Below are 24,488 nucleotides of genomic sequence, written 5' to 3'. Positions count from 1 at the left end.
TCAAAAAAGCTCCGTTAAGGTATTTACAGGTAACTTTCCCTGAGCATTATAGGGTAGCTGTTCAAGGTAGCGCCATTTTCTAGGAATGGCAACGGCATCAAACCTTTGTATCAAGGAGTGTTTTAATAACTTGTTTAGCTCAAGCTTAGAGTGTTGTTGCAGATGGGTCAGCCCTTTTGGGCTCAACTTGATGACAGCACCGAGGAAGCGTCTATTTTGTTGTAGTACAACCAGCTTTGCCTCCTCCACAAACGGAGACTCGCAAAGAGTTGCTTCAACGGCATCCAGTGACACCCTTTTCTCTTCGATTTTTACTACTCTATCTGCTCTGCCTAATAATTCAAATTGCCCGTTTGGCAGGAGCTTGACTCGGTCATCAAGCCTTTGCGGTGCTATTAAATAAGGTGACTCAAGAGTTGCTTTTTGATGATCATCTGTTGTTAGTGACAGGCCGGGAAATAGCGTCCACAGAATATTGTGGTTGTGCTGAGTCCGATAGCCAATTCCGCCAGTTTCTGTGCTGCCAAATACTTCTATCGGGAAAACGCCCAGCTGTTTATGGGCTGCTTCGGCGGCCGACTTTATCAACAAGCTTCCTGAGCTAAAACATGCAGCAAGGGAGACTTTAGTCAATTTATGATCTTGCCGAGATAAAAATGCAGGACTTGAAACCAGGCAACTTTGCGGGTACAGCCTATTAAGCTCAATCAATTGTTCTGGGTATAGGATGATATCGATGAAAAAAGGCCGCCGGTAAAGTAAAGGCCACAACAACCTGAAAATCAGGCCATAAATATGATGGTGAGATACTGTGGCTAAAACGTGACATGTTCCCAATTGTTCCTGGAAAAGTTCTTCCAGGGTATCAACTTCTATTAAAAGTTGAGAAATAGTTTTGGAAATAGCCTTTGGCCTACTGCTTGAGCCTGAAGTATAAAACTGGATTTCACTATCAAAATTTGGCGGTACCGTTAGGGCCGAGTTGTCCAGTTCGGTCTGTATGTCTTCATAATGAGTTGCGCTGAGGTAGCTTTGATGTAAAGGGGCATCAGAAATTATGGCGCCATAAGCACTAGCAATACTATCCAGCCAATCCGGTTTATTATTAGCAGACAACACAACATTTTTATTCAGTAATAAGAGGCTCAGAAGATTAACGGTGAAATGGTAGCTGTTGTCTATGAAGAGCAGATAGGTATTTGAGGGGTTGCTTTTGAGGCTAGCGACACATTGTAATAGATCATGCTGTAATTGCTGCAAATAGATGCTTTTATTTGAATCAAATGCGACTATGCTGGGCTTATCATCAGTAAGCAACGTTTGTAGTTGAGAAATGGCTTTCATAACAATTTCCCTATACCTTCTTTATAATGAACTTTCTTACAATAAGTTCAGCGAGAAAAAGAATTCCCATTAAAACATAGGAAATAAGGCCATTATAAAGGGTCCAAACCGCCATGCTGCTATAAAAAACCGTGTATATAGAAATGGCAAGATTAAGAATAAAGAAACCACACCAGACTTTTGTTACGGTACGGGTATAGGCGACGCCTTCAGGGGGTAAATCAGGCTCCTGGAGTCGAGCTAAGCGTTCAATGACTGTTGGAGGCTTATATAAACTATAGCCAAAAACGACAAGAAAGCTGGTGGTTATAATAACTGGGTAAAGTTTAAGGCCTAACGTCGAGTTTTGAAGAAAGCTTAATGCTGCAACTGTCAGGCCAGCCATTAAGATGATGAACCAAAGGCCTTTAACGCTACTAAGTAATTGGCTCTTGGACAGTAATGCTCTTAGAATGACCAAACCCGCCAAGGTTAGGGCGAGATATTTCGGTTCGATATACTGTAAGCCAAAATAAATCGCTATCGGGTACAGCAATACCACAACAGCGATTGCTATTTTTAGCAGGATGGCCATACGATAAAGTTCTAGCCGTGGACTAAGTCGTGAACGGCATCAACTACATGTTGCATGGTACGTACAGCTTTAAACGTTTCGGGGTTAACCGATTTCCCCGTCATTTCTTGAAGCTTAATCACCAAATCAACCGTATCGATACTGTCCAGATCAAGATCCGTGTAAAGGTTGGCTTCTAAATTGATATCGTCTTCATCAACTTCAAAGTCATCCACCAGTATGTCGACCAATTGATCGTAAATCTGTTCTTTAGTTTCCATGCTTGCCATTATTCAGCTCCTTTTTGTTCTTCAATAAAGTCAGCTAGTGTCTGCACGGAATAAAAGTGCTTTTTAGACTCTTCCGAATCAGAGTCCAATTTGATGTCGAATTTTTTCTTTAGAGCCAAGCCCAGCTCCAAAGCATCTATTGAGTCCAGGCCCAGGCCATCCCCAAACAATGGTTCTTCAGTATCAATATCATCAATGCTCATATCTTCGAGATCAAGTGCTTCAATAATGACGCCCTTAATCTCATTTTCTATCGCTCTCATTTTTTGCTAGTTCCTCTGTGAATACCTTTTTTATTTCCTCCGTCAGTCGTCTGGCTGCTATAGACTCATTTTTTTCGTTATGGATGAACGGAGAAACATCAATTTCCTCTACAACTCTCATCGAGAATTGAGCTCGACGAGGGGGTATTTGATACCATTTTTCTTGTTTTGTCAGAGTTGTTGGGTTGCAGTCGATAATCACCGGCAATAAGTTTTGCTGGCAGCGAACGGCTATATTAGCCGCGCCACGCTGAAGTTTTATCGGGCGATTAGGAACAGTGCGAGTACCCTCAGGAAATATGACCAGATTATAACCTTCTTCAAGGGATCTTTTACAGTTTTCAATCAGTTTATTTACATCCTGATCGTTATTAATAAAGTCAGCGACTCGAACCACGCGTTTTAGGAAAAAATTGTTCCACAGTCCCTGTTTGACTACGCAGTCAGCTCTTGGAATTAGTGAGATCAGAGCCACAACATCAATTAAAGATGGGTGGTTGGCGATGATAACCTTACCCTCAACACCCTCCAGTTGCTGGCGTGCCTCCTCTAAGTGAAAGGTAAAGATGCCAAGGCTTTCCATGAAATTAATAAAAAAGTTCCAACTGCGATGAATCAGGTACCGTGCTTTACGTTTACGAACCTGTGGATCCGGGTTCATTAGCTTAATAAATGGAAAAACAAAAATTGATAGGAACAGGCCACCCAGTCCAAAGGTAGTAAATGAGAGTCCCGTTGCGAAAACGCGCCACAGGTAATTAAGCCTATAGCGCATGTTTTGTAAACTCCCAGTCAGTATCCTCAGAACGGATGGTGGTACTGGAAACATCATTCTGCAGAAAGTTAAAAAACTGTAGCTCAAGAGGCAATTCGGGGTACGTTCTCTTTTCAAACTTATTAAATTTCATGGAAATGTATTGCTGGGAGTCAGGAGCCGATAGGAGTAACGAGTAGCTGTGACTCGGGTGTAGGGCAGACTGCAACGACTGAAAAGGCGGATTTACCTGTGAATCGAAACAGGTCAATAGTACCAGACAGTCAGGGAATCGATGTAAAAGATTTAATGCTTCAATTAATCCATAACCGAAAGTATTAGTGTTGGCTGCAATGCTGGTCCCGGGATGTTTGTTCTTGTTAAAAATAGAGAATAGCCCCAAGGCGGCATTATGGACTGACAGGCTAAAATCTTTGGGGGAGACTTCCTGGTTGTTGACCATGTCATCGACGATACTGACGGTCCGGTTGAGTTCTCCGTGCTGTGAGGCAAATACGGTAATCACGCTACTGGGATCAACCGAGGCTTTTTCCAGGCACTTGAGTGAAGAGTGCATGGCCATTTTGCTAATTCCATTTAATCTGCGACGCTTGATGGCTGGAATTTGCTTTAATTCAATCGGATTGAAGTCCGCTGATAGTAATGTATCAGAGGCAGGGGATTTACCCTCTATATATGCAGCATCTACCCAGCAATGGGAGGATAGAATACTAAAAGAAAGGGTGTTATTACTTGTCATTATTCTATCCACACCGGTGAAGTATTTCTGGCGAAAGTCTATCCGAATTAATAAATAACATCAAACTCATGGAATGTGGAATGAAATAAAAAAAGCTGAGCACAAAGGCTCAGCTTCGGGTGAAGACTTGCTCGGCTTAGAACTGAGCGACCAATGGTTTTATCTGATTATTTGCAACCATATTTTTGACAGCTTCCTGTAGTCTGTCAAGCTGCTCGTCCTTTAACGTCTTTTTACTGAACATAAAGGCTACACTATCACTGGGAATAGTAACCTTTGATGCCTTGATTTTATCACCTAGACGCTTACGGTTGAGTATGTAACGCCCTTCAACCGGATCTGCCAGAACACCATCAATTTCGCTATATAGGATATTGAAAAAGCTTTGCTCGCCTGATTTTGAGTCTACAAAGAGGCTTGAGTATTGAGGATGATTCATCAGTTCATAGACTTCTTTACCATAAAAATAATCGCTGGTAATGCCAACTTTCTGGCTGCGACTGAGGAATCCGCTTAAAGTGTTACCGTTATAGCTGTTACTGGCACGGATGAAAAGGGTAAAAGATTCATCACGATATGGAGTTGAAAAGTGAGCATAGGACTCACGATCAGGAGTTATTGTTGCGCCTGCAAGAACGTCGATTTCGCCCTTTTCTAATGCAGTAAGCAACTCTGTCCAGCTTTTCTCAACAAAACTGACATCGCAATTTATTGAGTCTGCTGCTTTTGTGAAAATTTGAATATCAATACCAGTCACTTCACCATTGCGTTCAAACTGGTATGGAGCTCGCGACTCCCAGCCCATCTTCAGATTACAGTCACGCTTAGCCGTCACCTGTTGTTGTTCTTGTTTTTGAGTTTCTTCGCCACCGCATGCTGTGAGAAGGAAGATTGCTGCTATTGTTAGAATTTTACTCATTGTCATTGTTAGCCTCTCCAGCAATTACTTATTGTTCGTATTTTATACTGCTACGAAATGTGAACTGGATCAAGTGAATAAAGCCAAAATAGTCGCTTTTTTACCCAAAAAGTGTCAATTTTTTATACAATTTGCTGTTTTTAGGCTAACTGGGCATGATTTCTTTGTGCATTAAAAAATAATTCGGACATAAAAAAAGCAGGCGGTGTGCCTGCTTTTTTGGAGGTTATCATTGCTACTGGATAGCATTTCTGATCTTATTCATGGCGTTTTTTTCAAGTTGACGGATACGTTCCGCGGAAACTCCGTACTTGTCAGCTAACTCGTGAAGAGTTGCTTTTTGATCGCTTAGCCAGCGTTGTTGCAATATATCCTGACTTCGATCGTCAAGTGCCTTTAGAGCATACATCAGTCTTTCTTCACGCTGATCCTGCCATTGCTCTTTTTCAACTGCATCAGCTGGATTGGCATCGGAAGCCTGAAGATAATGAACAGGAGCATAAGCTGTATCTGCTTCATCGTCTTGCGCTGGGGCATCAAAAGCAGCATCGCGGGCATTAAGGCGCCCTTCCATGCGACGAACCTCTTCCGGTTTTACACCTAAGTCGTCAGCTACAGCTTTTACCTCTTCATTATTAAGCCAGTTAAGTGACTTCTTTTTAGAGCGTAAATTGAAGAAAAGCTTTCTCTGAGCCTTGGTTGTCGCAACTTTCACTATACGCCAGTTGCGCAGCACGTATTCGTGAATTTCAGCTTTAATCCAGTGTACGGCGAAAGACACCAGACGAACGCCCATTGTAGGGTCGAAACGTTTGACGGCTTTCATCAAGCCGATGTTGCCTTCTTGAATCAAATCCGCCTGAGGCAGGCCGTAACCACTGTAACTCTTAGCAATATGGACAACAAAGCGTAAGTGAGCCATTACTAACTGACGTGCAGCGTCGAGATCTTGTTCATCGCGGAATCGATGCGCTAGTGCCTGTTCGTCTTCAACGGAGAGAACAGGAACCGCGTTAACAGTACTGACGTATCCGTCAATACTACCAGTTGGTACGGCTAGCGCCATGTTCATTGGGATATTGCTCATTCATCCCCTCCTAAAATTAATGGTTACGTTGATATTAGCACTCTTTAACGGAGACTGCTAATTTTTTAGCACTTTAGATATCAGAGTGCTAAATATAACAAAAGTTTCAACTCTTGGGGTAAAGAATTGTCAATAAATACGTGGCTTTGATCGAAAGTATTACTGTTAGACAGCCGGTTAGGAGTTGAGGTTCACTCCAAACCGGCTGTTACGGGATTTTATTTGGCAGATGCTTCAACTTCAATAATGATATCGACATTATCACCCACTGCTGGCACACCGTATTCCATGCCCCACTCCGAGCGTTTGATCGAGCCGCGGGCAGAAAAGCCAACATGCTGTTTTTCAGACATTGGGTGGATACCAGCCTGGTTCAAGGTTAAATCTAGAGTGATAGGCTGAGTCTTGTCTAAAATAGTCAGCTCACCATGTAGAACGCCCTCTTTTTCACCTGTTTTCTCAAGCTTGGTACTTTTGAAGCTCATGATTGGGTGTTTTTCTACGTGAAAGAAATCGGCAGAGCGCATGTGCTCATTCCATTTCTTATTTTCAAGATCAATGGAAGAAGCTTTAACCTCAACGCTGGTGGATGAGTTTGACCAATCTTCCTGGTCAAAAGTTAATTCACCGCGGAAGGTTGGAAATTTACCAAAGGAATTGGAGTAACCGAGGTGATTCACCTTAAATATAATTTGGCTGTGTACGGTATCAAATTCATAATCAACCGCTTGGGCATTACTGCTTTGAGTAAAAGCTAATCCAGAAATAGCGGCTAGGCTGAAAATTAATTTCTTCATGCTAATAGATTCCTTTGTTTTAAGCTGAGAGTAAAAAGTATATATCTAATCTTGCAATCATTTTTATCAGGCTCAATCGAGCTAATCCAATGCACAGGCTATATATTCACTATGATGTGATTAAATAGTGCTATTGTGGATTTATGTCTTTTAAGTGTTTACGAACGGAAACCCAGGCTCCAAGTAATCCCAGTAAAGCGCCGCAAAGGAGTAAGCTTAGGGTAAAGCCAGGAGCAAGTCCGAGTAATGAAAAATTACTACTGTATAGCTGTGCTAGCTGGTGAGTCGATTGCTGCAGTAGCACGAACATGATGTTTACCATCAGTGCCGCTAAAAGCGCCGCTATGGCACCATACCATAGTCCAGTATAAAGAAATGGCCGACGAATGAAGGCATCAGTGGCACCAACAAGTTTTATGACCTGTATCTCTTCGCGACGATTTAAAATGGCCAGTCGGATGGTGTTGCCAACGATCAGTAGCACGCCGAGAGCCAACATGATGCTGATAAAGGTCGCAATTTGCTCAGAGATTTCGAGAATTGAATTGTATTTTTTAATCCATGAGCTATCGAGTTTAGTCTGTGCAACCAATGGCAACTGAGCCAGTTCAGCTGCCAGTAGCTCTAGCTGGTCTGAATCACTAAAAGAAGGCGTAGGTTTCAAGGTAATAGCATATGGCAAGGGGTTGGTATCAAGGTATTCAAGACTATTACCCAAACCAGAATATTGCTTGAACATTTCCAGACCATCGTCTTTGCTAACAAAAACTACTTCCTCAAACTCAACTCTCTGACTAAGTGTAGTGAATAAATCCTGGGCCTGATTCTCTGTGGCTTTATCATCAAGATAAATAGCCATTTTAACTCCGCCATCCCATGACTCTGAGACAGATTGGGCGTTGCTCATAAATAAGTAAAAGGCAGCCGGTAAGGCCAAGGCAATTGCCAGCACCAGGATAGTCATCAGACTATTGGTCGGTTGGCGCAGGATATCCAGCAGTGTCTGAACCACATTCTCGCGATGCAGTTTCATCGTATTTTGAATACGATCGGTCAACTTCACCTTGTAGCTGGTAGCACTAGACTTTCTATGTGTCGGCTGAGAATTACTCATGCAAAATCGACCTCAGCGAGTTCATTGCGGATAGTACGGCCTTCTTTCAGGGTGATGAGCGGGTGCTTCATTCTGGCAATGAGCCCTAGATCGTGACTGGCAATTAAGACGCTGACACCTACTTGATTGAATTGTTCGAAGAGGCTCATGATGTCCTGAGAAAGCTCTGGGTCGAGGTTACCTGTTGGTTCGTCTGCAAGCAGTAATGGCGGCTTGTTTACCACAGCACGGGCGATACCCACTCGCTGCTGTTCTCCGCCAGATAATTCGATGGGTAATTGTTTTTCTTTATTCAGCAAGCCGACCTTATCGAGGGCTGCACGTACGCGCTTGGGTATATCGCGATCAGCAACACCGGCAATGATCAGCGGTAAAGCGACATTATCGTAAACCGTGCGATCGAATAATAAGCGATGATCCTGAAAAATCATGCCTATTTTTCGGCGATGATAGGGAATTTGGCGATCTTTAACGTTAGAAATGTTGATATCATCAAGAATGATTTGCCCGCGTGTTGGGCGCTCCATCAGAGCTATGAGTTTCAATAAAGTACTCTTTCCCGCACCGCTGTGACCGGTCAGAAAGGCCATTTCACCTCGGGGTAAGCCAAAGCTAACACCCTTCAGCGCTTCATGGCCACCTTGATAACGTTTGAAAACATGATGAAATTCAATCATTTATAATTATATTCTAGCTCGTCTCTTCTGTAGTAAAAAGAGCTTCGATAAAGTCATTGGCATTAAATTCGCGTAAATCATCAATTCCTTCACCGACCCCGATAAAGCGGATAGGAAGTTGTAATTTATCCGCTAATGCAAAGATAATACCACCTTTTGCTGTTCCATCCAGTTTAGTGATCGTGACACCGGTCAAATTTATGGCTTTATGGAAATGCTCGGCCTGATTCAGTGCATTTTGACCAGTACCAGCGTCGACCACCAGCATAACCTCATGGGGCGAGCTTGGATCCAGTTTATGCATGACACGCTTAACCTTGGCTAACTCATCCATTAAGTTGGATTTTGTATGCAGTCGTCCCGCGGTATCGGCAATTAAAATATCTATATTTTTTCTTTGAGCGGATTGCAGCGCATCAAAAATTACTGAAGCACTGTCTGCTCCAGTATGCTGTGCAGTAACATGGATATTGTTGCGTTCACCCCAAACTTGAAGTTGTTCAACTGCAGCGGCACGGAAAGTGTCACCTGCTGCTAGCATAACGGACTTGCCTTCCTGTTGGAACTTCTTGGCCAGTTTGCCGATGGTTGTTGTTTTACCAACACCGTTAACTCCAACCATCAGAATAACGTGGGGCTTGTTATCGATACTTAATGGTTCTGAGCATGGTCTTAAAATATCTGATAACAATTCACGAAGGCGGTCCATTAGCGCTTGAGGATCTTTAAGCTCTTTACGTTCAGACTTCTGCGTGAGATCGTCTATTATTCGTCGAGTCGCCTCAACACCCACATCTGCCATTAACAGTTGAGTTTCAATATCTTCTAGTAAATCATCATCAATCTGTTTACTACCCAGAACCAGGTCAGCGATACCACTGGTAAGTTGTGAGCGAGTTTTGCTTAAGCCGTCCTTCAGTCTGGAAAAAAAGCCTTTGCGGGCTGGTTTTTCCTGGGTATCTCCGCTTGTAATAACGGTCTCAGGGCCTGCAGAAATGTCGTTATCAGTAACTTCGGAGTGCTGCGCTTCTGTGGCAGCTTTTTGTTCTAAATCGGTGGGCTTTTTGGCCTGTGTGCTATCAGTATCAATCGTATTTTTATCAGGTTCCGCATTACTGTCGGCTATTGAGTCTTTATTATCAGCTTCGGTATGCTGCGAATGTTCCAAATCAGTCGGCTTTTTGGCCTGAGTACTGTCGGTATCTCTGGTTTGAGCATGTTCATTGGATTCCTCAGCATGATCACTCACTGTTTCCTTGTGATTAGCTTCGGTTTCAAGCTGCTGTTCTAAATCGCTCTCAAGGGCCTCTTCCAAAGCTTCTTCTGCCTGCTCCAGTTTTTCGTCAAGCTCTTCGGGACTGACACTCTCTTCAGTATTATTTTGCGAAGCATCATCTTTCTTGCCAAACCAGCCAAAAAGGCCGCGTTTCTTAGATTTGTTATCGCTCATGAGTCGATTGATCCGTAATATATTTATTCAAAACAATAAAAGCGCTATCCTACCATTTTAAGTGAGTTGCCGTCAGCTATTTAAAGGACGTGCGTATTTGAGGGTGGTTTGGGAAATGGCTAATCGTGAAAAGATTTTCGCCGATAACCGGCGGAGCATCAAACGGGTCAATAAAAGCGGTCAATTTCGAATTATCGGAGGCCAGTGGAAAGGTCGCAAATTGAAGTTTATTGAGGTTGAGGGTCTTAGACCGAGCCTGGATCGAATTCGTGAGACTTTGTTCAATTGGATTCAACGGGAAGTAAGGGGAGCCCGCTGTCTGGATCTTTTTGCCGGCTCTGGCGCTATTGGGATTGAAGCCTTGTCGAGAGGTGCTGCTCATGTGGATTTTGTTGAACTAAACAAGAAAGCTTCGCGACAACTTGAAACGAACCTGGGGCTGCTGGAGGCTGATGACGGTAATGTCTGGCACCAGGATGCCAAGCAATTCCTAACGAGCACGCACCAGCCATACGATATTGTATTTCTGGATCCGCCCTTTAATAAAGGAATGGCACAGGAAATAATTGACAAGTTGGTGCTTACAAACCTGTTAGGTGTTGACTCATTGATATATATCGAAATTGAACAAGGTTTGGAGATAACGATTCCTGAGAGCTGGGAAGAATTAAAAGCTAAAAAAGCAGGACAGCTACAGTATAAACTGTATCGGGTTATCGGCTAATGCTTGCCTCTTAGCCGAGAAAAGAAGAGTTGTAGATATAAATCAATAACTTCCCCGCTCCACATTTTTTCTTTGTCGTTTGCTTGAGATAAGTCTTTGGAAGCTTTTTGGGGGTAAATCTAAAGCTACAGGCGCATCAATATCACCAATTGAGTGAATTGCCATAGCTTTATAGTGCCAGATTTCTGCGTCTTTATAAATTGCATACATATCTTCTAAAACATGTTCCGCTTTAAGTGTGCCTAGAGGAATCTTGCCACGCTCAATAAAAACGGCAGTACTTTTGTACCTTATGTCACACCCACACTTATGACAATGGAGCTAATAGTCATAATGTCAATTTATTACTAGTACAACTGTGGCCAATCAAGAACACTCATATCGGTCGGGCGGTTCAGAGGCAATACTTATGGAGAGTTGTTGGCGTTTAGAATATCAAGCCGTCAACAGACCAATTAGCAGCTGTTGATAGACAAAAACACACCCCAGCTCTTTACAGGCTGTATCATTTATAGCCTTGCTGAGCTTACTTATTCAAAAATAAGCACTAGCTCCAAATCATCGTCAAATACAAGGCCAACTCCGTGACAATAGTATTTGATGGACTCTTCGTGTTTTTCTAGTGAAGTAGTCTCAGTTATTTCAACACAGCTCGAATAATCACCAGCTGGTACGCTAAAATCTAGATCAGAACCAGTATGTTCGGCGCGATCCAATGCTACATCAGGTGCTATTTCTTGATAATAGCGGGCGCCTAAAATAAATGCACCGCCGGGAAAAATGATTCCGGGCTGAGCTTCGTTCTGCCCTGCTCTCCAGGCACCTTCATGGCTAACAATTTCACCATCATCGTAAATGTCTACTTCCTCGCCGAAATAGTAGACGTCTTGTGTTTCACTGCATTCTGCAAAGTAATTACGGGAGATTTCCTCCAATTCTCCGTCGGTCGTTTCATATTCCTGCACTATGCGGGTACTTACATTTGTTATTACACCATCAATTTCCAGTGAGATGACTTCAATGTCGTCGGTAACAGTAATAATTAGTTCTGAAAATTCATCACATTCACCTTCGTCTAGGCAGGAAAGATTATTAAAGTAAAACTGTCGACCTGCCTGTAAAGTAAAATAGGGGTTATTGCCTGTGGTGGTGAAGGTACAGTCACCAAGTGGAAATTGGTCGGAAAATCTCGTTTATCTTTAGATTGCACAGCACCAACCAGCCCTAATGCCAGGGCAAGTGCTGTTAGAATTGGGGTATTCATGGCACATCCTTTCCTATAAGGACTTATGAAAAGACTGCCAATACGGCCTACCTTTAACCAATGACCCTATGTCCGTAAAAGCAGTGCTATTCCGTTAAGCGATCAGGAGGGTATTGGTTAGAGTTATTGAGAGGTTAAAAGTTCGTTTATAAGCCTTCAGGTTATGAGTCAATAATACCTTAAACTGGATTTAAATTTATGAGTTGTAAAAATTCATGGCAGTCTAGCGAAGGGTTAGTTGATTCCTTTCAGCACATACACATCAAAACGATTGCCTTTAGATTCGATACTCATGGAGGGTTTCATTTCATTGAGATAAGGCGCATAACTTGGTCGTTTTACAACAACTCGATATTTTGCATTGTCTAGGGCTATGGGTAAAAGTTCATCTGCGTCAGGATCATTTCCGACGAGTAATTTCACCAAACGCATTTCTTTTTTTACCGCAGCACTTTTGTTGCGCGGCGGAAACATAGGGTCTAGGTAGATAATATCCGGCTGCTGCTCCTGACTAAGCCGACGAATCAGTTCTAGCGACTGGCCTTGGAATAACTCAAAATTGGAACCGAATAATTCGGGATTGGCTTCAGCTGCGCGGTTTATGGCATCCTCGAGTAAACTGGCGACAAAAGGCGAGCGTTCTATTAAACGCATTGAGCAACCCAGGCTGCGCAGTTCTGCAGCATCTCTTCCCAGTCCAGCGGTAGCGTCTATAATGTTAGGAGTCCAGTTGTGTTTGAGGCCACAGGCTTTAGCAATGTGTTGTTTACGCCCTCCCCCATGTTGGCGTCGGTAGGCAACTTTACCCTGCGTGAAGTCAAGATGAAAAGAAGAAAGCTTTCCGTCGAGCATTGCTGAAAATGTAAGGCAAGGATCTTCGTGAACAATCTGGTATGAGAAAAAGCCACTATAGTTATCTAATTCAACAGAGTCAGTGACAGTCGGTAGCTCGCTGAGTAAACTGGGAGAATTCGGAGAATCCGGTGATGAATAAAATGCGAACGATTGAGTCACTGATGTTTCCTTCTTTAATAAAAGAGTAATGATATCAATATGATAGAAACTAATGATTCCAGTTTAGAGGTACAGGTTGGTGTAACCTCTTCTGAACAAAATCCGCTTGAATTATTAGCTGATGAGAGTGGTTTGTCAAAGCAGAAGATAAAAGAAGCGATGACAAAAGGGGCTGTCTGGTTATCCCAAAGTAAAAATAAGAAAGGTTCCGCCAGGCCGGTGCGTCGTAAGAACAGTAAATTACGCGAAGGCGATCAACTGTATCTTTACTATAACCCGGATATTTTGGCTGAAAAAGTGACGGAGCCAAAACTAGTAGCAGACGAAGGCGATTATTCAGTGTGGGATAAGCCCTATGGCGTATGGGCTCAGGGCTCTAAATGGGGCGATCACTGTTCCATAGGGCGTTTAGTAGAAAAGTACTTTGACTATAATCGTCAAAGTTATATTGTGCATCGATTAGACCGGGCTGCAAGCGGACTGATGATTGTTGCTCATAACAAGAAAGCTGCAGCTGCTTTGTCACACCTTTTTGCCAAAAGGGAAGTCGAGAAAATATATATCGCTCGAATTAAAGGAAGACTACCAGAGCCTGAAATGACAGTCAGTGAGGCAATTGACGGTAAGCCCGCGAAAAGCCACATTAAAGAACTAACGGTTGAGAAGGATGAAAGCTTGCTGGAAGTGAGTATTGAAACCGGGAGAAAACATCAGATTAGAAAACATTTATCGGGGATTGGCTGTCCGATTATTGGTGATAGGCTGTATGGTAACGCAACCGAGGGCGATATTGATTTGCAGTTAAAAGCAGCTAAATTGATGTTTAAATGCCCCATTTCCGGTGAAAACCGCTACTACAGCCTGGTTTCATGACTGCCGATCTAGTCAAACAAGTAAAAGGTTGTACCTTATGTGAGGATTTGCCTCTTGGGCCAAAGCCAATTTTTCAGTTTAACTCAAAGGCCAGAATTCTAATAGCGGGACAAGCGCCAGGACGGATCACCCATCGACGAGGAAGACCCTTTGATGACGCAAGTGGCGTACGTCTCAGGCATTGGCTGGGTGTTGATCAGGATTCATTTTATAAGCCTGAGCAATTTGCCATATTGCCCATGGGGTTTTGCTATCCTGGAAAGGGACAGTCAGGCGATCTACCTCCTCGCCCTGAATGTGCAAAAACCTGGCAACATAAGTTATTAAAAGAGTTGAAAGAACTGGAGTTGGTGGTGGTCATTGGGAAATACGCCCTCCAATGGCATCTTGGAATTAAACGGTCGCAGGCCATAACCCCGGTAGTGAAAGAATGGAGGAAATACCATCAAATTGACATTAATTGTTATCAAAATCTAGGTAACGGGGTCGAAAAAACGGTAACTTACTTCCCCCTGCCCCACCCTAGTCCACGCAATAACCTATGGTTGAAAAAAAATCCATGGTTTCAGGGTGAACTGCTACCGGAACTTCGTCTGGCTGTACAAACAGCCTTGGAAAACTGACTTTCAGGGGCTGGCTTTTTTGGCCTGTTGTAAAATCCGCTCGAAGTGAGCGATGCCCTTTTCTCTTGCTATTTGGATATTATTGTCAGGAATGGATCCCGGATCATCGTAATGTTCGAGTGCCCTTTCTAGACTGGCTTCTCTAAGTAGGTGAATCATAGGATAAGGCGAACGATTGGTATAGTTCGCTGGATCATCAGGTTTTAAACCCTCAAAGCAGTAGTCGGGGTGAAAGGTGGCAATTTGATAGGTTCCACTATACTTCAGACGATCCAGTAGCTGAGTAGAAAACTCCACAAGATCCAGATAGTCATCAAATGTATCAAAACTTGATGGATACACGATGAGCGTGGTTTCTATTGTGGAATCCCGATCAAGCAGCTGCAAGGCATCTGCAAGCTCGTAAAGTGCATTTTCAATACCGTTAGCCGAAGATACGTGATATTTAATAGATTTTTTAACGAATTCGCGACGCGCAAAAGGGCAGAAGTTATGCTCGATCACGGTATGCGATAACCAATATTGAGTGCTGGCAACGACTTTCTGAACTGGAATGGTGGATGTCATAGGGCTGTCAATCAAGCGTAATAATGAGGTGATAGAGTATTACGTTGTCACAAGGCTGACAAGTCAGAAGAGAAGAAACCATTGAGTCGGTCGCGTTAGCCAAATATGAATCTGAAACAATAGTCGTTGGAATGGCTTTACAGGAAAAACAGTAGTTCTGTCAGAATAACCGGTTTACGGGCTGGAGCAAGAGGAAATTAATCTACTGTAAAGTGTGGTTAAGTGCCTAAAGAACTCCCGATATCCCCTCGCGTGAAACCAGGTCGTGACGTCAAGCAATGACTCTGAAGATCTTATTCTTAATAAGCCTGTGACAGGGTTGGGACTCTATCGAAGCGGCGAGTTTAGTTCTTAACACATTGTTTATTATGGTATTTTTTGACTCTAATCGAGTCGCAATGATATCCGTATTTTCGTAGTTCCCTGAAAATAGTTTCTACTATAAAGTGTCTATTGAGTTATTGACAGACTAGTTGGTTTGTTATTAAATGGCAGCACTTTTTCACAGCTATGGCCGTTTTCCTCGGCTGTACTTTATTGATTGTCAACAGGAAGGAATATGTCTGAAAAGCAATCGAACAACTCTCACATAAATAATAATAACGCGACAGTGAAATTTGGTCGCTTTATCACAAACAATAGATGGCTCGTTATCATAGCGTCTTTACTATTGCTGGCAGTGGCAGTATACGGCGCGCGATTTTTAGAAATTAAGCCAGACTACAGAGTATTCTTTAAAGAAGATAACCCACAGCTAGTGGCGTTTGATCATATTCAAGACACCTACAACAAAGCCGACAATGCCATGATGGTGCTGACCCCTAAGGAAGGCAAGGTTTTCGATAAAGAAACCTTAAAAACCATACAGTGGTTAACCGAAGAAGCTTGGCAAACTCCATATTCAACCAGGGTAGATTCAGTCACTAACTATCAGCATACCTGGGTTACACCTGAAGATGAGGATTATATGCTGGTAGGGGCTTTATTGTGCGTCCCATCAAAGTCGGCCGATTTCGATAGTACCTGCGAGCATGAAGCTGTGACACCTGACATGATTGATAATATGTCAAAGAAACAACTTGAACGGTTGGAGCAAATCGTACTAAATGAACCTCAGGTTGTTAATCGAATGATTAATCCCGAGGGTACTGTGTCTGCAGTGAATATCACGGTACAACTTCCCGATGATAAAGATCTGGAGGGGTTAGAAGGAAAAGAGCGGGATGAGAAAAAGGCTGAAATTTTATCGGCGGGTCAAACAGTCGCTAATTATGTACGTAACCTTCAAGCCGAAGTAGAAAAGCGTAATCCTAATATAGAGGTTCGTTTAACGGGTGTTGTGATGATGAACACTGCATTCGCCGAAACCGGTTTGAATGATATGAAAACGTTAACGCCCATCATGTTACTGCTTGTCATTCCTTTGGCGTTATTCTTCATGATTAGAAGTATCAGCGGTACTATCGGGAGCGTATTGATCATCATATTCTCGATCATGGGCGCGATGGGCGTAGAAGGGTGGCTCGGTATCTTCTTGACGGCCCCCGTGTTCTCGGTACCTACCGTCGTAGCGACAATGGCAGTCGCAGACTCTGTTCACTTGCTTGTCACCTATATGCAGAACCTTAGGCAGGGTTTGAATAAGAATGATGCAATGGTAGAAAGTTTACGTATCAATATGATGCCAATTTTTCTGACTAGTGTGACCACGGTAATCGGTTTTTTGACGATGAACTTCAGTGATGTACCGCCATTACAGGATCTAGGTAATGTCGTGGCCATTGGTGTGACATTTGCCTTTATTTTTTCTGTGACATTCTTACCCGCATTTATCCTTTTGTTGCCAACGAAAATTCCAAAGGGGCGCTCAGCAAAACATGAGAAAATGGATCAGTTCGCTGACTTTGTCGTTGCAAAAAGGAAGATGTTATTACCCGTCATGACGGTACTTTGTATTGGCATCATAGCCTTCTTGCCGAAGAATGAACTCAACGATGAATTTGTTAAATACTTCGATAAAACCATCGACTTCCGTGTGGACTCTGACTATACAGCTGAGAATCTAACGGGCCTTTATACCATGTTCTATAGTATTCAGACGGAGAAGGATAGCGGTATACATGAGCCAGAGTTTATGTCTACGCTACAGGACTTTGTGAGGTTCGCCGAGGAACAGCCAGAAGTTATTCATGTTCAAAGTTATACCGATGTGATGAAACGTCTGAATAAAAGCATGAATGGAGACAATGAAGGGTGCTACGCGCTTCCAAAGCAAAGTTTGCGTGAAGAGTGTAATGAGGTGTTAAAGGATCCCGAGGCAGAAGGGGAGCTGGATACACGTATCCGTGAGTTAACGGCTCAGTTTACCCTGATGTATGAAATGTCATTGCCTAAAGGCATGGATCTGAACAATCAGGTCAGCAGTGACAAGTCCGGTACACGAGTTCAGCTGGCACTAAAAAATCTATCAAGTGTAGAGCTACTGGCGCTGGAGGATAAATTTGCAGAATGGTTCGATAACAATGCTCCGAACTATACGATACAGGGATCGAGTCCAGCGGTCATGTTTGCTCATGTCGGCCAGAATAATATTTACTCTATGTTGACGGGTACCGCCTGGGCATTGGTGTTAATTTCATTGTTGCTGATCTTCGCACTACGTTCGTTGAAATTGGGATTATTAAGCCTAATTCCTAACATTATCCCCATGGCGGTAGCATTCGGTATATGGGCAATATTCCAGGGTCAAGTAGGCATGGGATTGTCAGTCGTGACCGGTATGACATTAGGTATTGTGGTAGACGATACGGTACACTTTTTAAGTAAGTATCTACGAGCCAGAAGAGAGAAAGGGCTGGATTCGCATGCAGCTGTAAAATATGCCTTCCAGACAGTGGGCATGGCGCTGACTGTAACCACCATTGTGCTGGTATTAGGCTTCCTCGTGCTGGGCATGTCACATTATGTGATGAACAGCCACATGGGTATTTTAACTGCAATCACTCTAGCGGTAGCTTTAATTATCGACTTCTTGTTACTACCGCCGTTACTGATGCTGATTGAGCCAAAAAAGAAACAAGTTGAACAGAATTAATCAATCAATAAATTAGGAGATATTGATGAAGCAAGTATTATTGATAGCAAGCTTATTAGTAGCGTCGTTGACGTCACAAGCGGATCAGATTGTAAATCCGCAAATCACAGACGCTGTCACTCCTCAGGAGAAGGGGCTCGCCATTGCTGAAGAGATGAAAGCCCGTAATACAGGATGGGGCGACAGCGAAGCGAAAATGACCATGATATTACGTGACAAAGGCGGGAACGAAACTGACCGTAAGGTACGCGTAAAAAGCCTTGAAGTAGAAGGCGATGGTGATAAAAGTTTAAGTATTTTTGATGAACCACGTGATGTCGAAGGAACGGCATTCTTAACTTACTCACATATTGAAGGTAATGATGACCAATGGTTGTTTTTACCAGCCTTAAAACGAGTAAAACGTATTTCATCATCCAACAAGTCAGGTCCCTGGATGGGCAGTGAATTCGCGTATGAAGATCTGTCATCGTTTGAAGTAGAAAAGTATGACTATAAATTTTTACGTGAAGACGAGCTTGATGGTGAAAAAATGTATGTGGTGGAATCGTATCCAACGTATGAGAACTCAGGCTATAGCAAGACGATAACCTGGGTGGACCAAGAGCACTTCCGCGTACATCGGATTGAGTTTTTTGATACTAAGGGCGATGCCCTGAAAACCATGGATGTTTCTGACTTTAAGTTATACCTGGATAAATACTGGCGAGGCCATAGACAGGTCATGCAGAATCATCAAACAGGGAAAAGCACCATCGTTAAGTGGTCGGATTATGAATTTAATACAGGACTGGAAGAAAGTGACTTCAATAAAAGTAGTTTGAAACGAGCAAGATAATGTCCGCAGAAGCAATTAAAGAAAGCGTCAGAGATGCTGACGCTACCCGAGGTAAAATTCTTCAGGTGGCCTTTGAGGAGATACTCCTCAAAGGTTATCAGGGGTTACGCGTTGATGGTGTGCTGAAAAAAACATCATTAACTAAAGGTGCTTTTTATCACCACTTCAAAAGTAAGAAAGAGCTAGGTCATGCAGTGATTGACGAGGTTTTAAAGCCTTGGATAGAGCAGCGGTGGATTGTCCCGCTATTGAGCATGAAGCAGCCGATTGATGACTTAATCAGAATGCTCGAAGATGCTCGCGACGAAATTAGTGCCAATGAATTACACACAGGCTGCCCATTAAATAATTTGACTCAAGAGATGTCGCCACTGGATGAAACTTTCAGAACGCGTATTGCTGATATTTGGCAAGAATGGCATCAGGCTTTAGCTAAAACATTACAAAGAGGCATCGATAATGGTTTTGTGAAAGACAGCGTAAAGCCAAATAATGTAGCGCGCTTTCTTATCGCAGCAATGGAAGGCATCATTGGTCAATGTAAATGCTATATGAATGATAATGCCTTTTATGAGGCCGGAGCTTGTCTGCAGGATTACCTGGAAAGCTTAAGGCCATAACCAATAAATAGGTAGAGTACATGCCTGATATGGTTGTTTTAAATTATGGATTCTTTTAGAAAATAGAAAGTAGCTAAAGTGTCTAGAAGAATAAGATTAGGATTTTAAAAGTAAAGCTTTATAAAGAGGCTTAAGCCTTTTATACATTCGTTTATAAATCTTCGAATAAAGCTGTTCGTACTCGGCAACGTTATCAGGGTTAGGATAAAATGTTTTACCCTCGCGGCACATAGCTTTTACAGCTGCAGGGTAATCGGGATATAAGTTAACCCCTACCGCTGCGTTTATTGCTGCACCCAGGGCTGATGTTTCGTAAGTATGTGGGCGTGTCGCTGGCAGGTTAAAAATATCAGCAGTAAGTTGCATGCTGGCGTCACTTTGTGAGCCCCCACCAGACACATAAAGATGTTCAACTTTGTGCTTAGTGCGTTTCTGAATGGTTTCCATACCTTCCCGTAGACTATAGGCAATGCCTTCCAGGATTGCATGGTACACATGCGCCTTTGTGTGAGTATCCTTGAAACCAATAATAGCCCCTCGAGCCTCTGGGCCAGGAACTTTGACGCCAGGTGACCAGTAAGGTTGAAGGATCAATCCGTCAGAGCCCGGAGGAATATCAGAAACAGATTCTTCTAGGATTTGCTCTGCGGAAACGCCAAGCTTATCGGACAATTGCTGCTCAATTTGAGCAAACTCTTCTTTAAACCAGCTCACCATCCAGTAACCGCGATGAATTTGGAATTCAAGCGTATAGGCGTTGGTTATTGAGGATGGGTAGGGCGGAATAAATCGAATGGGCTCGCGGTACTTTTGGCTGGTAACGTTAATGGTAGCTGTGGTACCAAAGCTTAGACAGGCTTGGTGATCATCAATACAGCCTGAGCCCAAAACTTCGGAAGCTTTATCGGAGCCTGCAGCGATTACTGGAAGGCCTGGTTCAAGCCCTGTAGCCTGTGCAGCCCGTCCAGTGATATAGCCAATTGTATCGCCGGGTTTTACCAGTTCAGGCAACTGATCGGGCTTTAAAGGCGCTATTTGCCACTTCCAGTCTGAGGATTTTGCCCATTGGTGGCGTTTATAGTCGAAAGGAATATAACTTACCTGACTGGCAGTAGAGTCCTTAAACTGGGAGGTTAATTTGTAGTTCAAATAGCCAGACAACAGCAGATACTTATCGGTTTTAGCCCAGATGTCGGGCTGGTGATGAGCAATCCAGGCAGCCTGACAACTGGACTGGAAATTGTGTAACGTCGATTCGAGTCCAGCAATTTTAAATAAGTATTTCCAGTACCCCTCAAGTGGAGTGATATTCTTCAGTTTACGTTGATCTGTCCAGATAATAGCGGGGCGAAGGGGTTCGCCTTCAGAATCGAGATTAACAACGGTATTACGTAAGGTGGTGACAGCGACGGCCTTGATGGCATTGAAAGCCTGAGGTGAACTTTCTTTCAATCGTTTGCAGGCAAGGCAAAGGGTATCCCAAAAAAACTGAGGGTGCTGTTCATACCATCCCGGTTTTTCAGAAAGGTAATTGTTTATAGGGATCTGGCTTTTAGCGAGGATACGACCCTCTAGATCAAAAATAATGGCACGCAGGCTTTGCGTACCATTATCAATAGCCAGGATAGTGGTTTTTGACACTTACTTTCCTATTCCTGAGTGGCGAAGCAGAGCTTCGGTAGAAGGTTCTCTCCCACGGAAGGCCTTAAACAGTTCATCCGGTTCCTCTGACCCACCTTTCTGCAGGATGTTAACTAAAAAGTCGTTACCTGTCTGGGGATTGAAGATACCTTCTTCTTCAAAACGCGAGAAAGCGTCAGCTGAGAGAACTTCAGCCCATTTATAACTGTAATAACCCGCTGCGTAACCACCAGCAAAGATATGTCCAAAGCTGTGTTGGAAACGGTTAAATTCAGGAGGGTGAATAACCGCAACCTGCTGGCGAACATTGTCTAAAGTTGATTGGATTTGATCAGGATTTTCGGGATCAAACTCACTATGAATTCTAAAATCAAAAATAGAAAACTCTAACTGACGCATCATCTGCATCGCAGATTGAAAATTCTTGGCTGCCAGGAGCCTTTCTAACTTTTCTGTGGGCAGAGGCTCTCCGGTTTCATAGTGTTTAGCAATTTTGGCCAGACCCTCTTCTTCCCAACAGAAGTTCTCTAAAAACTGGCTCGGTAACTCAACAGCATCCCACGGCACTCCAGAAATGCCAGCCACAGAGGCGTAATTAATCTGGGTCAGCATATGATGCAGACCATGACCAAACTCGTGGAAGAGGGTAGTCACTTCGTCGTGGGTGAAAAGAGCGGGTTTATTACCTACCGGACCATTAAAGTTACAGGTCAGGAAAGCAACAGGTTTTTGAATGCCTGCCGATGTTTCGCGGCGGCCGACAGAGTCAGCCATCCAGGCACCGCCCCGTTTATGACGGCGAGCGTATAGATCCAGATAGAAGCTGGCAATGTACTCATCATCCTTACTGTAGATATCAAAGAAACGTACATCAGGATGCCACGTGTCTACATCGTCTCTCTCCTGAAATTTTATATCAAACAAGGTGCCAGTTATTTCGAACATCCCTTTGATAACTTGATTTTCTGGGAACCAGGGACGTAACTCTTCTTGTGAGATGTTGTACTTTTCATTCTTAAGCTTTTCACTGTAGTAAGCCAAATCCCAAGCCTTTAATTCGCTTATGCCATGCTTATCTTTTGCATATTGCGTAAGCTCTTTCAGATCATTTTCAGCCTGAGGTTTTGATTTCTCTGCCAGGTCAGTCAAGAAAGCCAGTACTTCATCAGTGGATTTCGCCATCTTGGTCGCCAGCGATAGCTCGCCATAATGTGGATAAGCTAAAAGCTTGGCAAGCTCGTGACGTAAAGTTAAAATTTCTGGCATGAGTTCGCTGTTATCAAACTGACCCGCCTGAGGGCCCTGGTCAGAAGCTCGAGTGGAAAAAGCGGTGTATACTTCCTTCCTTAATTCACGGTCATTGGCATGCATCATAACGGGCAGGTATGACGGGAAGTCCAGCGTGATACGATAACCGTCTACATCGCTTGCTTCAGCAGTTTGTTTAGCTGCTGCAATAGCTGATTCGGGCAAGCCATCAAGTGCGTCAGCTGAGTCAAAATCTTTGTGCCAGGCCATCGTGGCATCCAGCAGATTCTGCTCAAATTTAGAGGTTAGTTCCGACAGACGTTTTTGTATTTCGCCGTATCGCTTTTGCTTTTCTGCATCAAGGGCAACACCTGACAGTTTAAAATCTCTCAAATCATCCTTAAGTATTTTGCGTTGTACCTTATCCAGATTGAGCTCTTCAGCACGATCATTGAGGGCCTTAACCGCTTGATATAATCCCTGGTGCTGACCCATTTCTGTTCCGTAGTCAGATAATAACGGTAAACAACGGTTGTAGGCTTCACGGATTTCATCAGAGTTGGCAACAGCATTGAGGTGGCTAATAGGAGACCAGGCACGATCCAGACGGTCGTTAATATCTTCAAGAGGTTTTACAAAGCTTTCCCAGGTGATTGAGTCTTTATCCTGTGCATCTGTCAATTCATTAATGGCTTTGCGACTATCGTTGATGATGGTTTCAATTGCCGGAACCATATGTGATGGCTCTATCTTTTTAAAGGGAGGCAATGTAGTTAGATTTAAAAGAGGATTCGACATAAATACCTTCTAGGATGTTTTGCTGAATTCAAAGAGTTTTGCTTCTTTCAATAAAGCATAATATGCGGACAAATGTGAAAAAATAAAGCCTCTGAGTCCCGAGAAACAGTAGCGGTATACTAAATAATTTCGAATAAACTCTAACGGATAAATAAGAATTAATTTAAGAACCGACGGGCGCTTACCCTTGTGAAACTTTTCTTCGGCTTTGAGTGAGGAGTATTTATTATATTTGTCTGTTAGCTCGGCTATGTTGGAATAACCATAATGCTTAAAATAGACATTGGTATAGCCGATCTTTTTTTCAAAATCAGGCCCTTCGTGTACTTTATCTTCTAAGCGGTACTTGGCATGGGCTTTTAAAAAAAGTCGGGTGTTGGTTGGGAGACGCGTAAACCGGGAGAAAAATCGACCAATAAAAAGATCGTTGCGTCGGCATTTGAGCGCTACACAGTCATGATTTCCGGCAATGAAGCTTTGTACCTCATTAACGAATTCATCGGTTAGCTCTTCGTCCGCATCGAGGTTTAGAACCCACTCATGTTGGCACAAACCCATTGCGAAGTGCTTTTGTCGAGCGTAACCCTGCCAGTCATGATGGACAACTTTTGCACCCTTACTCTCAGCAATAGACTGTGTATTATCTTTGCTGCCGCTATCAACCACAATTATCTCATCAAACATCTGACAGCTATCCAATAAACGACCGATATGCTGCTCTTCATCTTGGGCAATTATAAATACGCTGACAGGAATAGTACTCATATGATTAGTCATGACCGGGAGCTTTGTGACGAACAACTTCGATTATTTCGGTAGTAGATATAGAAGGAGTACGAGGCAAATATTTAACCTGGCATATATCCGATAATTCATCAAATTTACCCTGCCAGTCATCCCCCATAACTAAGAGGTCGGCCTCGTACTGTTGAATGTAATCCCTTTTAAGTTCCAATGACTCTTCTAGGAAAACAAAATCGACACAGGACAAGGCGCTTATGATGCGCATTCGGTCAGCCTCTGAGTATATTGGATATCGGTCTTTTTTAGAGAAATTAAGTTTATCAGATGAAACACCTACATACAGTTCTGTACCGCAAGCTCTGGCCCGCTCTAAAATATTGACGTGTCCGACATGAAATACATCAAAGGTACCGAAAGTAATGACTCTCATGT

Annotated in this window: 26 protein-coding genes; 6 read left to right on the top strand and 20 right to left on the bottom strand. The window is 43.2% G+C overall.

What is annotated here, in order from left to right:
* From KS2013_RS11480 to ftsY, 12 genes are all read right to left on the bottom strand, one after another.
* On the bottom strand, positions 1 to 1,344 hold the full coding sequence (locus KS2013_RS11480; protein ID WP_068994044.1) for an AMP-binding protein: 1,344 nt from the start codon (positions 1,342 to 1,344) through the stop codon (positions 1 to 3).
* 10 nt (positions 1,345 to 1,354) lie between these two features.
* A complete protein-coding gene (locus KS2013_RS11475) occupies positions 1,355 to 1,918 on the bottom strand; it encodes a COG4648 family protein (RefSeq protein ID WP_068994042.1) in 564 nt (187 codons plus the stop codon).
* A gap of 11 nt (positions 1,919 to 1,929) precedes the next feature.
* The gene (locus KS2013_RS11470; protein WP_068994569.1) at positions 1,930 to 2,178 is read right to left on the bottom strand and encodes an acyl carrier protein; all 249 of its coding nucleotides are present in this window, start codon (positions 2,176 to 2,178) and stop codon (positions 1,930 to 1,932) included.
* Positions 2,179 to 2,186: 8 nt separating this feature from the next.
* Positions 2,187 to 2,450 carry a phosphopantetheine-binding protein gene (locus KS2013_RS11465; protein ID WP_068994039.1) on the bottom strand — a complete coding sequence of 88 codons (264 nt, stop codon included), beginning with the start codon at positions 2,448 to 2,450 and terminating at the stop codon, positions 2,187 to 2,189.
* Complete coding sequence (locus KS2013_RS11460) at positions 2,431 to 3,225, bottom strand: lysophospholipid acyltransferase family protein (protein WP_068994036.1); 795 nt, start codon at positions 3,223 to 3,225, stop codon at positions 2,431 to 2,433. The genes KS2013_RS11465 and KS2013_RS11460 overlap by 20 nt, the downstream gene beginning before the upstream one ends.
* Positions 3,215 to 3,964 carry a beta-ketoacyl synthase chain length factor gene (locus tag KS2013_RS11455; protein ID WP_068994033.1) on the bottom strand — a complete coding sequence of 250 codons (750 nt, stop codon included), beginning with the start codon at positions 3,962 to 3,964 and terminating at the stop codon, positions 3,215 to 3,217. Before KS2013_RS11455 ends, KS2013_RS11460 begins: the two co-directional genes overlap by 11 nt.
* Before the next feature lie 136 nt (positions 3,965 to 4,100).
* Positions 4,101 to 4,883: a substrate-binding periplasmic protein gene (locus KS2013_RS11450; RefSeq protein WP_083217885.1), complete on the bottom strand. Its 783-nt coding sequence runs from the start codon at positions 4,881 to 4,883 to the stop codon at positions 4,101 to 4,103.
* Positions 4,884 to 5,118: 235 nt separating this feature from the next.
* Positions 5,119 to 5,970, bottom strand: a complete 852-nt coding sequence (gene rpoH / locus KS2013_RS11445) for an RNA polymerase sigma factor RpoH (RefSeq protein WP_068994027.1) — start codon at positions 5,968 to 5,970, stop codon at positions 5,119 to 5,121.
* Between the two features lie 218 nt (positions 5,971 to 6,188).
* Positions 6,189 to 6,767: a YceI family protein gene (locus tag KS2013_RS11440; RefSeq protein WP_068994025.1), complete on the bottom strand. Its 579-nt coding sequence runs from the start codon at positions 6,765 to 6,767 to the stop codon at positions 6,189 to 6,191.
* A 130-nt stretch (positions 6,768 to 6,897) separates the two neighbouring features.
* On the bottom strand, positions 6,898 to 7,881 hold the full coding sequence (ftsX, locus tag KS2013_RS11435; protein WP_068994021.1) for a permease-like cell division protein FtsX: 984 nt from the start codon (positions 7,879 to 7,881) through the stop codon (positions 6,898 to 6,900).
* Entirely contained in the window at positions 7,878 to 8,558 is a 681-nt protein-coding gene (ftsE, locus tag KS2013_RS11430) for a cell division ATP-binding protein FtsE (protein ID WP_068994019.1), read from the bottom strand. The genes ftsX and ftsE overlap by 4 nt, the downstream gene beginning before the upstream one ends.
* Positions 8,559 to 8,571: 13 nt before the next feature.
* The gene (gene ftsY, locus KS2013_RS11425) at positions 8,572 to 10,008 is read right to left on the bottom strand and encodes a signal recognition particle-docking protein FtsY (protein WP_068994016.1); all 1,437 of its coding nucleotides are present in this window, start codon (positions 10,006 to 10,008) and stop codon (positions 8,572 to 8,574) included.
* Positions 10,009 to 10,123: 115 nt separating this feature from the next.
* On the opposite strand from ftsY, the gene rsmD reads away from it, so the two are divergent.
* Positions 10,124 to 10,732, top strand: a complete 609-nt coding sequence (gene rsmD, locus KS2013_RS11420) for a 16S rRNA (guanine(966)-N(2))-methyltransferase RsmD (RefSeq protein ID WP_068994014.1) — start codon at positions 10,124 to 10,126, stop codon at positions 10,730 to 10,732.
* A 530-nt stretch (positions 10,733 to 11,262) separates the two neighbouring features.
* Here rsmD and KS2013_RS11415 read toward each other — a convergent pair.
* From KS2013_RS11415 to KS2013_RS11405, 3 genes are all read right to left on the bottom strand, one after another.
* Positions 11,263 to 11,667: a hypothetical protein gene (locus KS2013_RS11415; RefSeq protein ID WP_156769001.1), complete on the bottom strand. Its 405-nt coding sequence runs from the start codon at positions 11,665 to 11,667 to the stop codon at positions 11,263 to 11,265.
* Positions 11,668 to 11,807: 140 nt separating this feature from the next.
* The gene (locus tag KS2013_RS11410; protein ID WP_068994008.1) at positions 11,808 to 11,996 is read right to left on the bottom strand and encodes a hypothetical protein; all 189 of its coding nucleotides are present in this window, start codon (positions 11,994 to 11,996) and stop codon (positions 11,808 to 11,810) included.
* Positions 11,997 to 12,230: 234 nt separating this feature from the next.
* Entirely contained in the window at positions 12,231 to 13,010 is a 780-nt protein-coding gene (locus tag KS2013_RS11405) for a class I SAM-dependent methyltransferase (protein ID WP_068994005.1), read from the bottom strand.
* A 39-nt stretch (positions 13,011 to 13,049) separates the two neighbouring features.
* On the opposite strand from KS2013_RS11405, the gene KS2013_RS11400 reads away from it, so the two are divergent.
* Together KS2013_RS11400 and KS2013_RS11395 are read left to right on the top strand one after the other, a co-directional pair.
* On the top strand, positions 13,050 to 13,883 hold the full coding sequence (locus KS2013_RS11400; RefSeq protein WP_068994003.1) for an RluA family pseudouridine synthase: 834 nt from the start codon (positions 13,050 to 13,052) through the stop codon (positions 13,881 to 13,883).
* Positions 13,880 to 14,506 (top strand): uracil-DNA glycosylase family protein, encoded by a 627-nt coding sequence (locus tag KS2013_RS11395; protein WP_068994000.1) that lies wholly within the window; start codon positions 13,880 to 13,882, stop codon positions 14,504 to 14,506. Before KS2013_RS11400 ends, KS2013_RS11395 begins: the two co-directional genes overlap by 4 nt.
* A gap of 3 nt (positions 14,507 to 14,509) precedes the next feature.
* Here KS2013_RS11395 and KS2013_RS11390 read toward each other — a convergent pair whose 3' ends face one another.
* The gene (locus KS2013_RS11390; protein ID WP_068993997.1) at positions 14,510 to 15,073 is read right to left on the bottom strand and encodes a DUF1415 domain-containing protein; all 564 of its coding nucleotides are present in this window, start codon (positions 15,071 to 15,073) and stop codon (positions 14,510 to 14,512) included.
* A gap of 559 nt (positions 15,074 to 15,632) precedes the next feature.
* Between KS2013_RS11390 and KS2013_RS11385 the strand changes: the two genes are divergently transcribed.
* From KS2013_RS11385 to KS2013_RS11375, 3 genes are read left to right on the top strand one after another with little or no spacing between them, the layout of a single operon-like run.
* Positions 15,633 to 18,167 (top strand): efflux RND transporter permease subunit, encoded by a 2,535-nt coding sequence (locus KS2013_RS11385; RefSeq protein WP_083217843.1) that lies wholly within the window; start codon positions 15,633 to 15,635, stop codon positions 18,165 to 18,167.
* Between the two features lie 25 nt (positions 18,168 to 18,192).
* Complete coding sequence (locus KS2013_RS11380; protein WP_068993994.1) at positions 18,193 to 19,005, top strand: outer membrane lipoprotein-sorting protein; 813 nt, start codon at positions 18,193 to 18,195, stop codon at positions 19,003 to 19,005.
* A complete protein-coding gene (locus KS2013_RS11375) occupies positions 19,005 to 19,625 on the top strand; it encodes a TetR/AcrR family transcriptional regulator (RefSeq protein ID WP_068993989.1) in 621 nt (206 codons plus the stop codon). Before KS2013_RS11380 ends, KS2013_RS11375 begins: the two co-directional genes overlap by 1 nt.
* Positions 19,626 to 19,721: 96 nt before the next feature.
* On the opposite strand, the gene KS2013_RS11370 is transcribed toward KS2013_RS11375, so the two are convergent.
* Genes KS2013_RS11370 through KS2013_RS11355 form a run of 4 tightly spaced genes read right to left on the bottom strand, consistent with a single transcriptional unit; the run spans position 19,722 to position 24,486 of the window.
* Positions 19,722 to 21,266, bottom strand: coding sequence for an FGGY-family carbohydrate kinase (locus KS2013_RS11370; protein WP_068993986.1), 1,545 nt, complete (start codon positions 21,264 to 21,266; stop codon positions 19,722 to 19,724).
* Positions 21,267 to 23,312, bottom strand: coding sequence for an oligopeptidase A (gene prlC, locus KS2013_RS11365; protein ID WP_068993983.1), 2,046 nt, complete (start codon positions 23,310 to 23,312; stop codon positions 21,267 to 21,269).
* A gap of 9 nt (positions 23,313 to 23,321) precedes the next feature.
* The gene (locus KS2013_RS11360) at positions 23,322 to 24,077 is read right to left on the bottom strand and encodes a glycosyltransferase family 2 protein (RefSeq protein WP_068994566.1); all 756 of its coding nucleotides are present in this window, start codon (positions 24,075 to 24,077) and stop codon (positions 23,322 to 23,324) included.
* Positions 24,078 to 24,081: 4 nt separating this feature from the next.
* Positions 24,082 to 24,486, bottom strand: coding sequence for an adenylyltransferase/cytidyltransferase family protein (locus tag KS2013_RS11355; protein WP_068993980.1), 405 nt, complete (start codon positions 24,484 to 24,486; stop codon positions 24,082 to 24,084).
* Positions 24,487 to 24,488 lie beyond the last annotated feature (2 nt).

Origin of the sequence: Kangiella sediminilitoris (assembly GCF_001708405.1) — a bacterium.
Classification (GTDB): domain Bacteria; phylum Pseudomonadota; class Gammaproteobacteria; order Enterobacterales; family Kangiellaceae; genus Kangiella; species Kangiella sediminilitoris.
This window is presented reverse-complemented; position numbering and strand designations above follow the sequence as displayed.

Excerpts from the sequence above, each read along its gene's own strand:
- KS2013_RS11440 (WP_068994025.1), bottom strand. The coding sequence starts at position 6,767 with ATGAAGAAATTAATTTTCAGCCTAGCCGCTATTTCTGGATTAGCTTTT.
- KS2013_RS11355 (WP_068993980.1), bottom strand. The coding sequence starts at position 24,486 with ATGAGAGTCATTACTTTCGGTACCTTTGATGTATTTCATGTCGGACAC.
- KS2013_RS11465 (WP_068994039.1), bottom strand. The coding sequence starts at position 2,450 with ATGAGAGCGATAGAAAATGAGATTAAGGGCGTCATTATTGAAGCACTT.
- KS2013_RS11450 (WP_083217885.1), bottom strand. The coding sequence starts at position 4,883 with ATGAGTAAAATTCTAACAATAGCAGCAATCTTCCTTCTCACAGCATGC.
- ftsE (WP_068994019.1), bottom strand. The coding sequence starts at position 8,558 with ATGATTGAATTTCATCATGTTTTCAAACGTTATCAAGGTGGCCATGAA.
- KS2013_RS11480 (WP_068994044.1), bottom strand. The coding sequence starts at position 1,344 with ATGAAAGCCATTTCTCAACTACAAACGTTGCTTACTGATGATAAGCCC.
- ftsX (WP_068994021.1), bottom strand. The coding sequence starts at position 7,881 with ATGAGTAATTCTCAGCCGACACATAGAAAGTCTAGTGCTACCAGCTAC.
- KS2013_RS11475 (WP_068994042.1), bottom strand. The coding sequence starts at position 1,918 with ATGGCCATCCTGCTAAAAATAGCAATCGCTGTTGTGGTATTGCTGTAC.
- KS2013_RS11470 (WP_068994569.1), bottom strand. The coding sequence starts at position 2,178 with ATGGAAACTAAAGAACAGATTTACGATCAATTGGTCGACATACTGGTG.
- KS2013_RS11390 (WP_068993997.1), bottom strand. The coding sequence starts at position 15,073 with ATGACATCCACCATTCCAGTTCAGAAAGTCGTTGCCAGCACTCAATAT.
- KS2013_RS11375 (WP_068993989.1), top strand. The coding sequence starts at position 19,005 with ATGTCCGCAGAAGCAATTAAAGAAAGCGTCAGAGATGCTGACGCTACC.
- KS2013_RS11455 (WP_068994033.1), bottom strand. The coding sequence starts at position 3,964 with ATGACAAGTAATAACACCCTTTCTTTTAGTATTCTATCCTCCCATTGC.
- rsmD (WP_068994014.1), top strand. The coding sequence starts at position 10,124 with ATGGCTAATCGTGAAAAGATTTTCGCCGATAACCGGCGGAGCATCAAA.
- KS2013_RS11385 (WP_083217843.1), top strand. The coding sequence starts at position 15,633 with ATGTCTGAAAAGCAATCGAACAACTCTCACATAAATAATAATAACGCG.
- KS2013_RS11380 (WP_068993994.1), top strand. The coding sequence starts at position 18,193 with ATGAAGCAAGTATTATTGATAGCAAGCTTATTAGTAGCGTCGTTGACG.
- rpoH (WP_068994027.1), bottom strand. The coding sequence starts at position 5,970 with ATGAGCAATATCCCAATGAACATGGCGCTAGCCGTACCAACTGGTAGT.
- prlC (WP_068993983.1), bottom strand. The coding sequence starts at position 23,312 with ATGTCGAATCCTCTTTTAAATCTAACTACATTGCCTCCCTTTAAAAAG.
- KS2013_RS11360 (WP_068994566.1), bottom strand. The coding sequence starts at position 24,077 with ATGAGTACTATTCCTGTCAGCGTATTTATAATTGCCCAAGATGAAGAG.
- KS2013_RS11410 (WP_068994008.1), bottom strand. The coding sequence starts at position 11,996 with ATGAATACCCCAATTCTAACAGCACTTGCCCTGGCATTAGGGCTGGTT.
- KS2013_RS11400 (WP_068994003.1), top strand. The coding sequence starts at position 13,050 with ATGATAGAAACTAATGATTCCAGTTTAGAGGTACAGGTTGGTGTAACC.
- KS2013_RS11395 (WP_068994000.1), top strand. The coding sequence starts at position 13,880 with ATGACTGCCGATCTAGTCAAACAAGTAAAAGGTTGTACCTTATGTGAG.
- KS2013_RS11460 (WP_068994036.1), bottom strand. The coding sequence starts at position 3,225 with ATGCGCTATAGGCTTAATTACCTGTGGCGCGTTTTCGCAACGGGACTC.
- ftsY (WP_068994016.1), bottom strand. The coding sequence starts at position 10,008 with ATGAGCGATAACAAATCTAAGAAACGCGGCCTTTTTGGCTGGTTTGGC.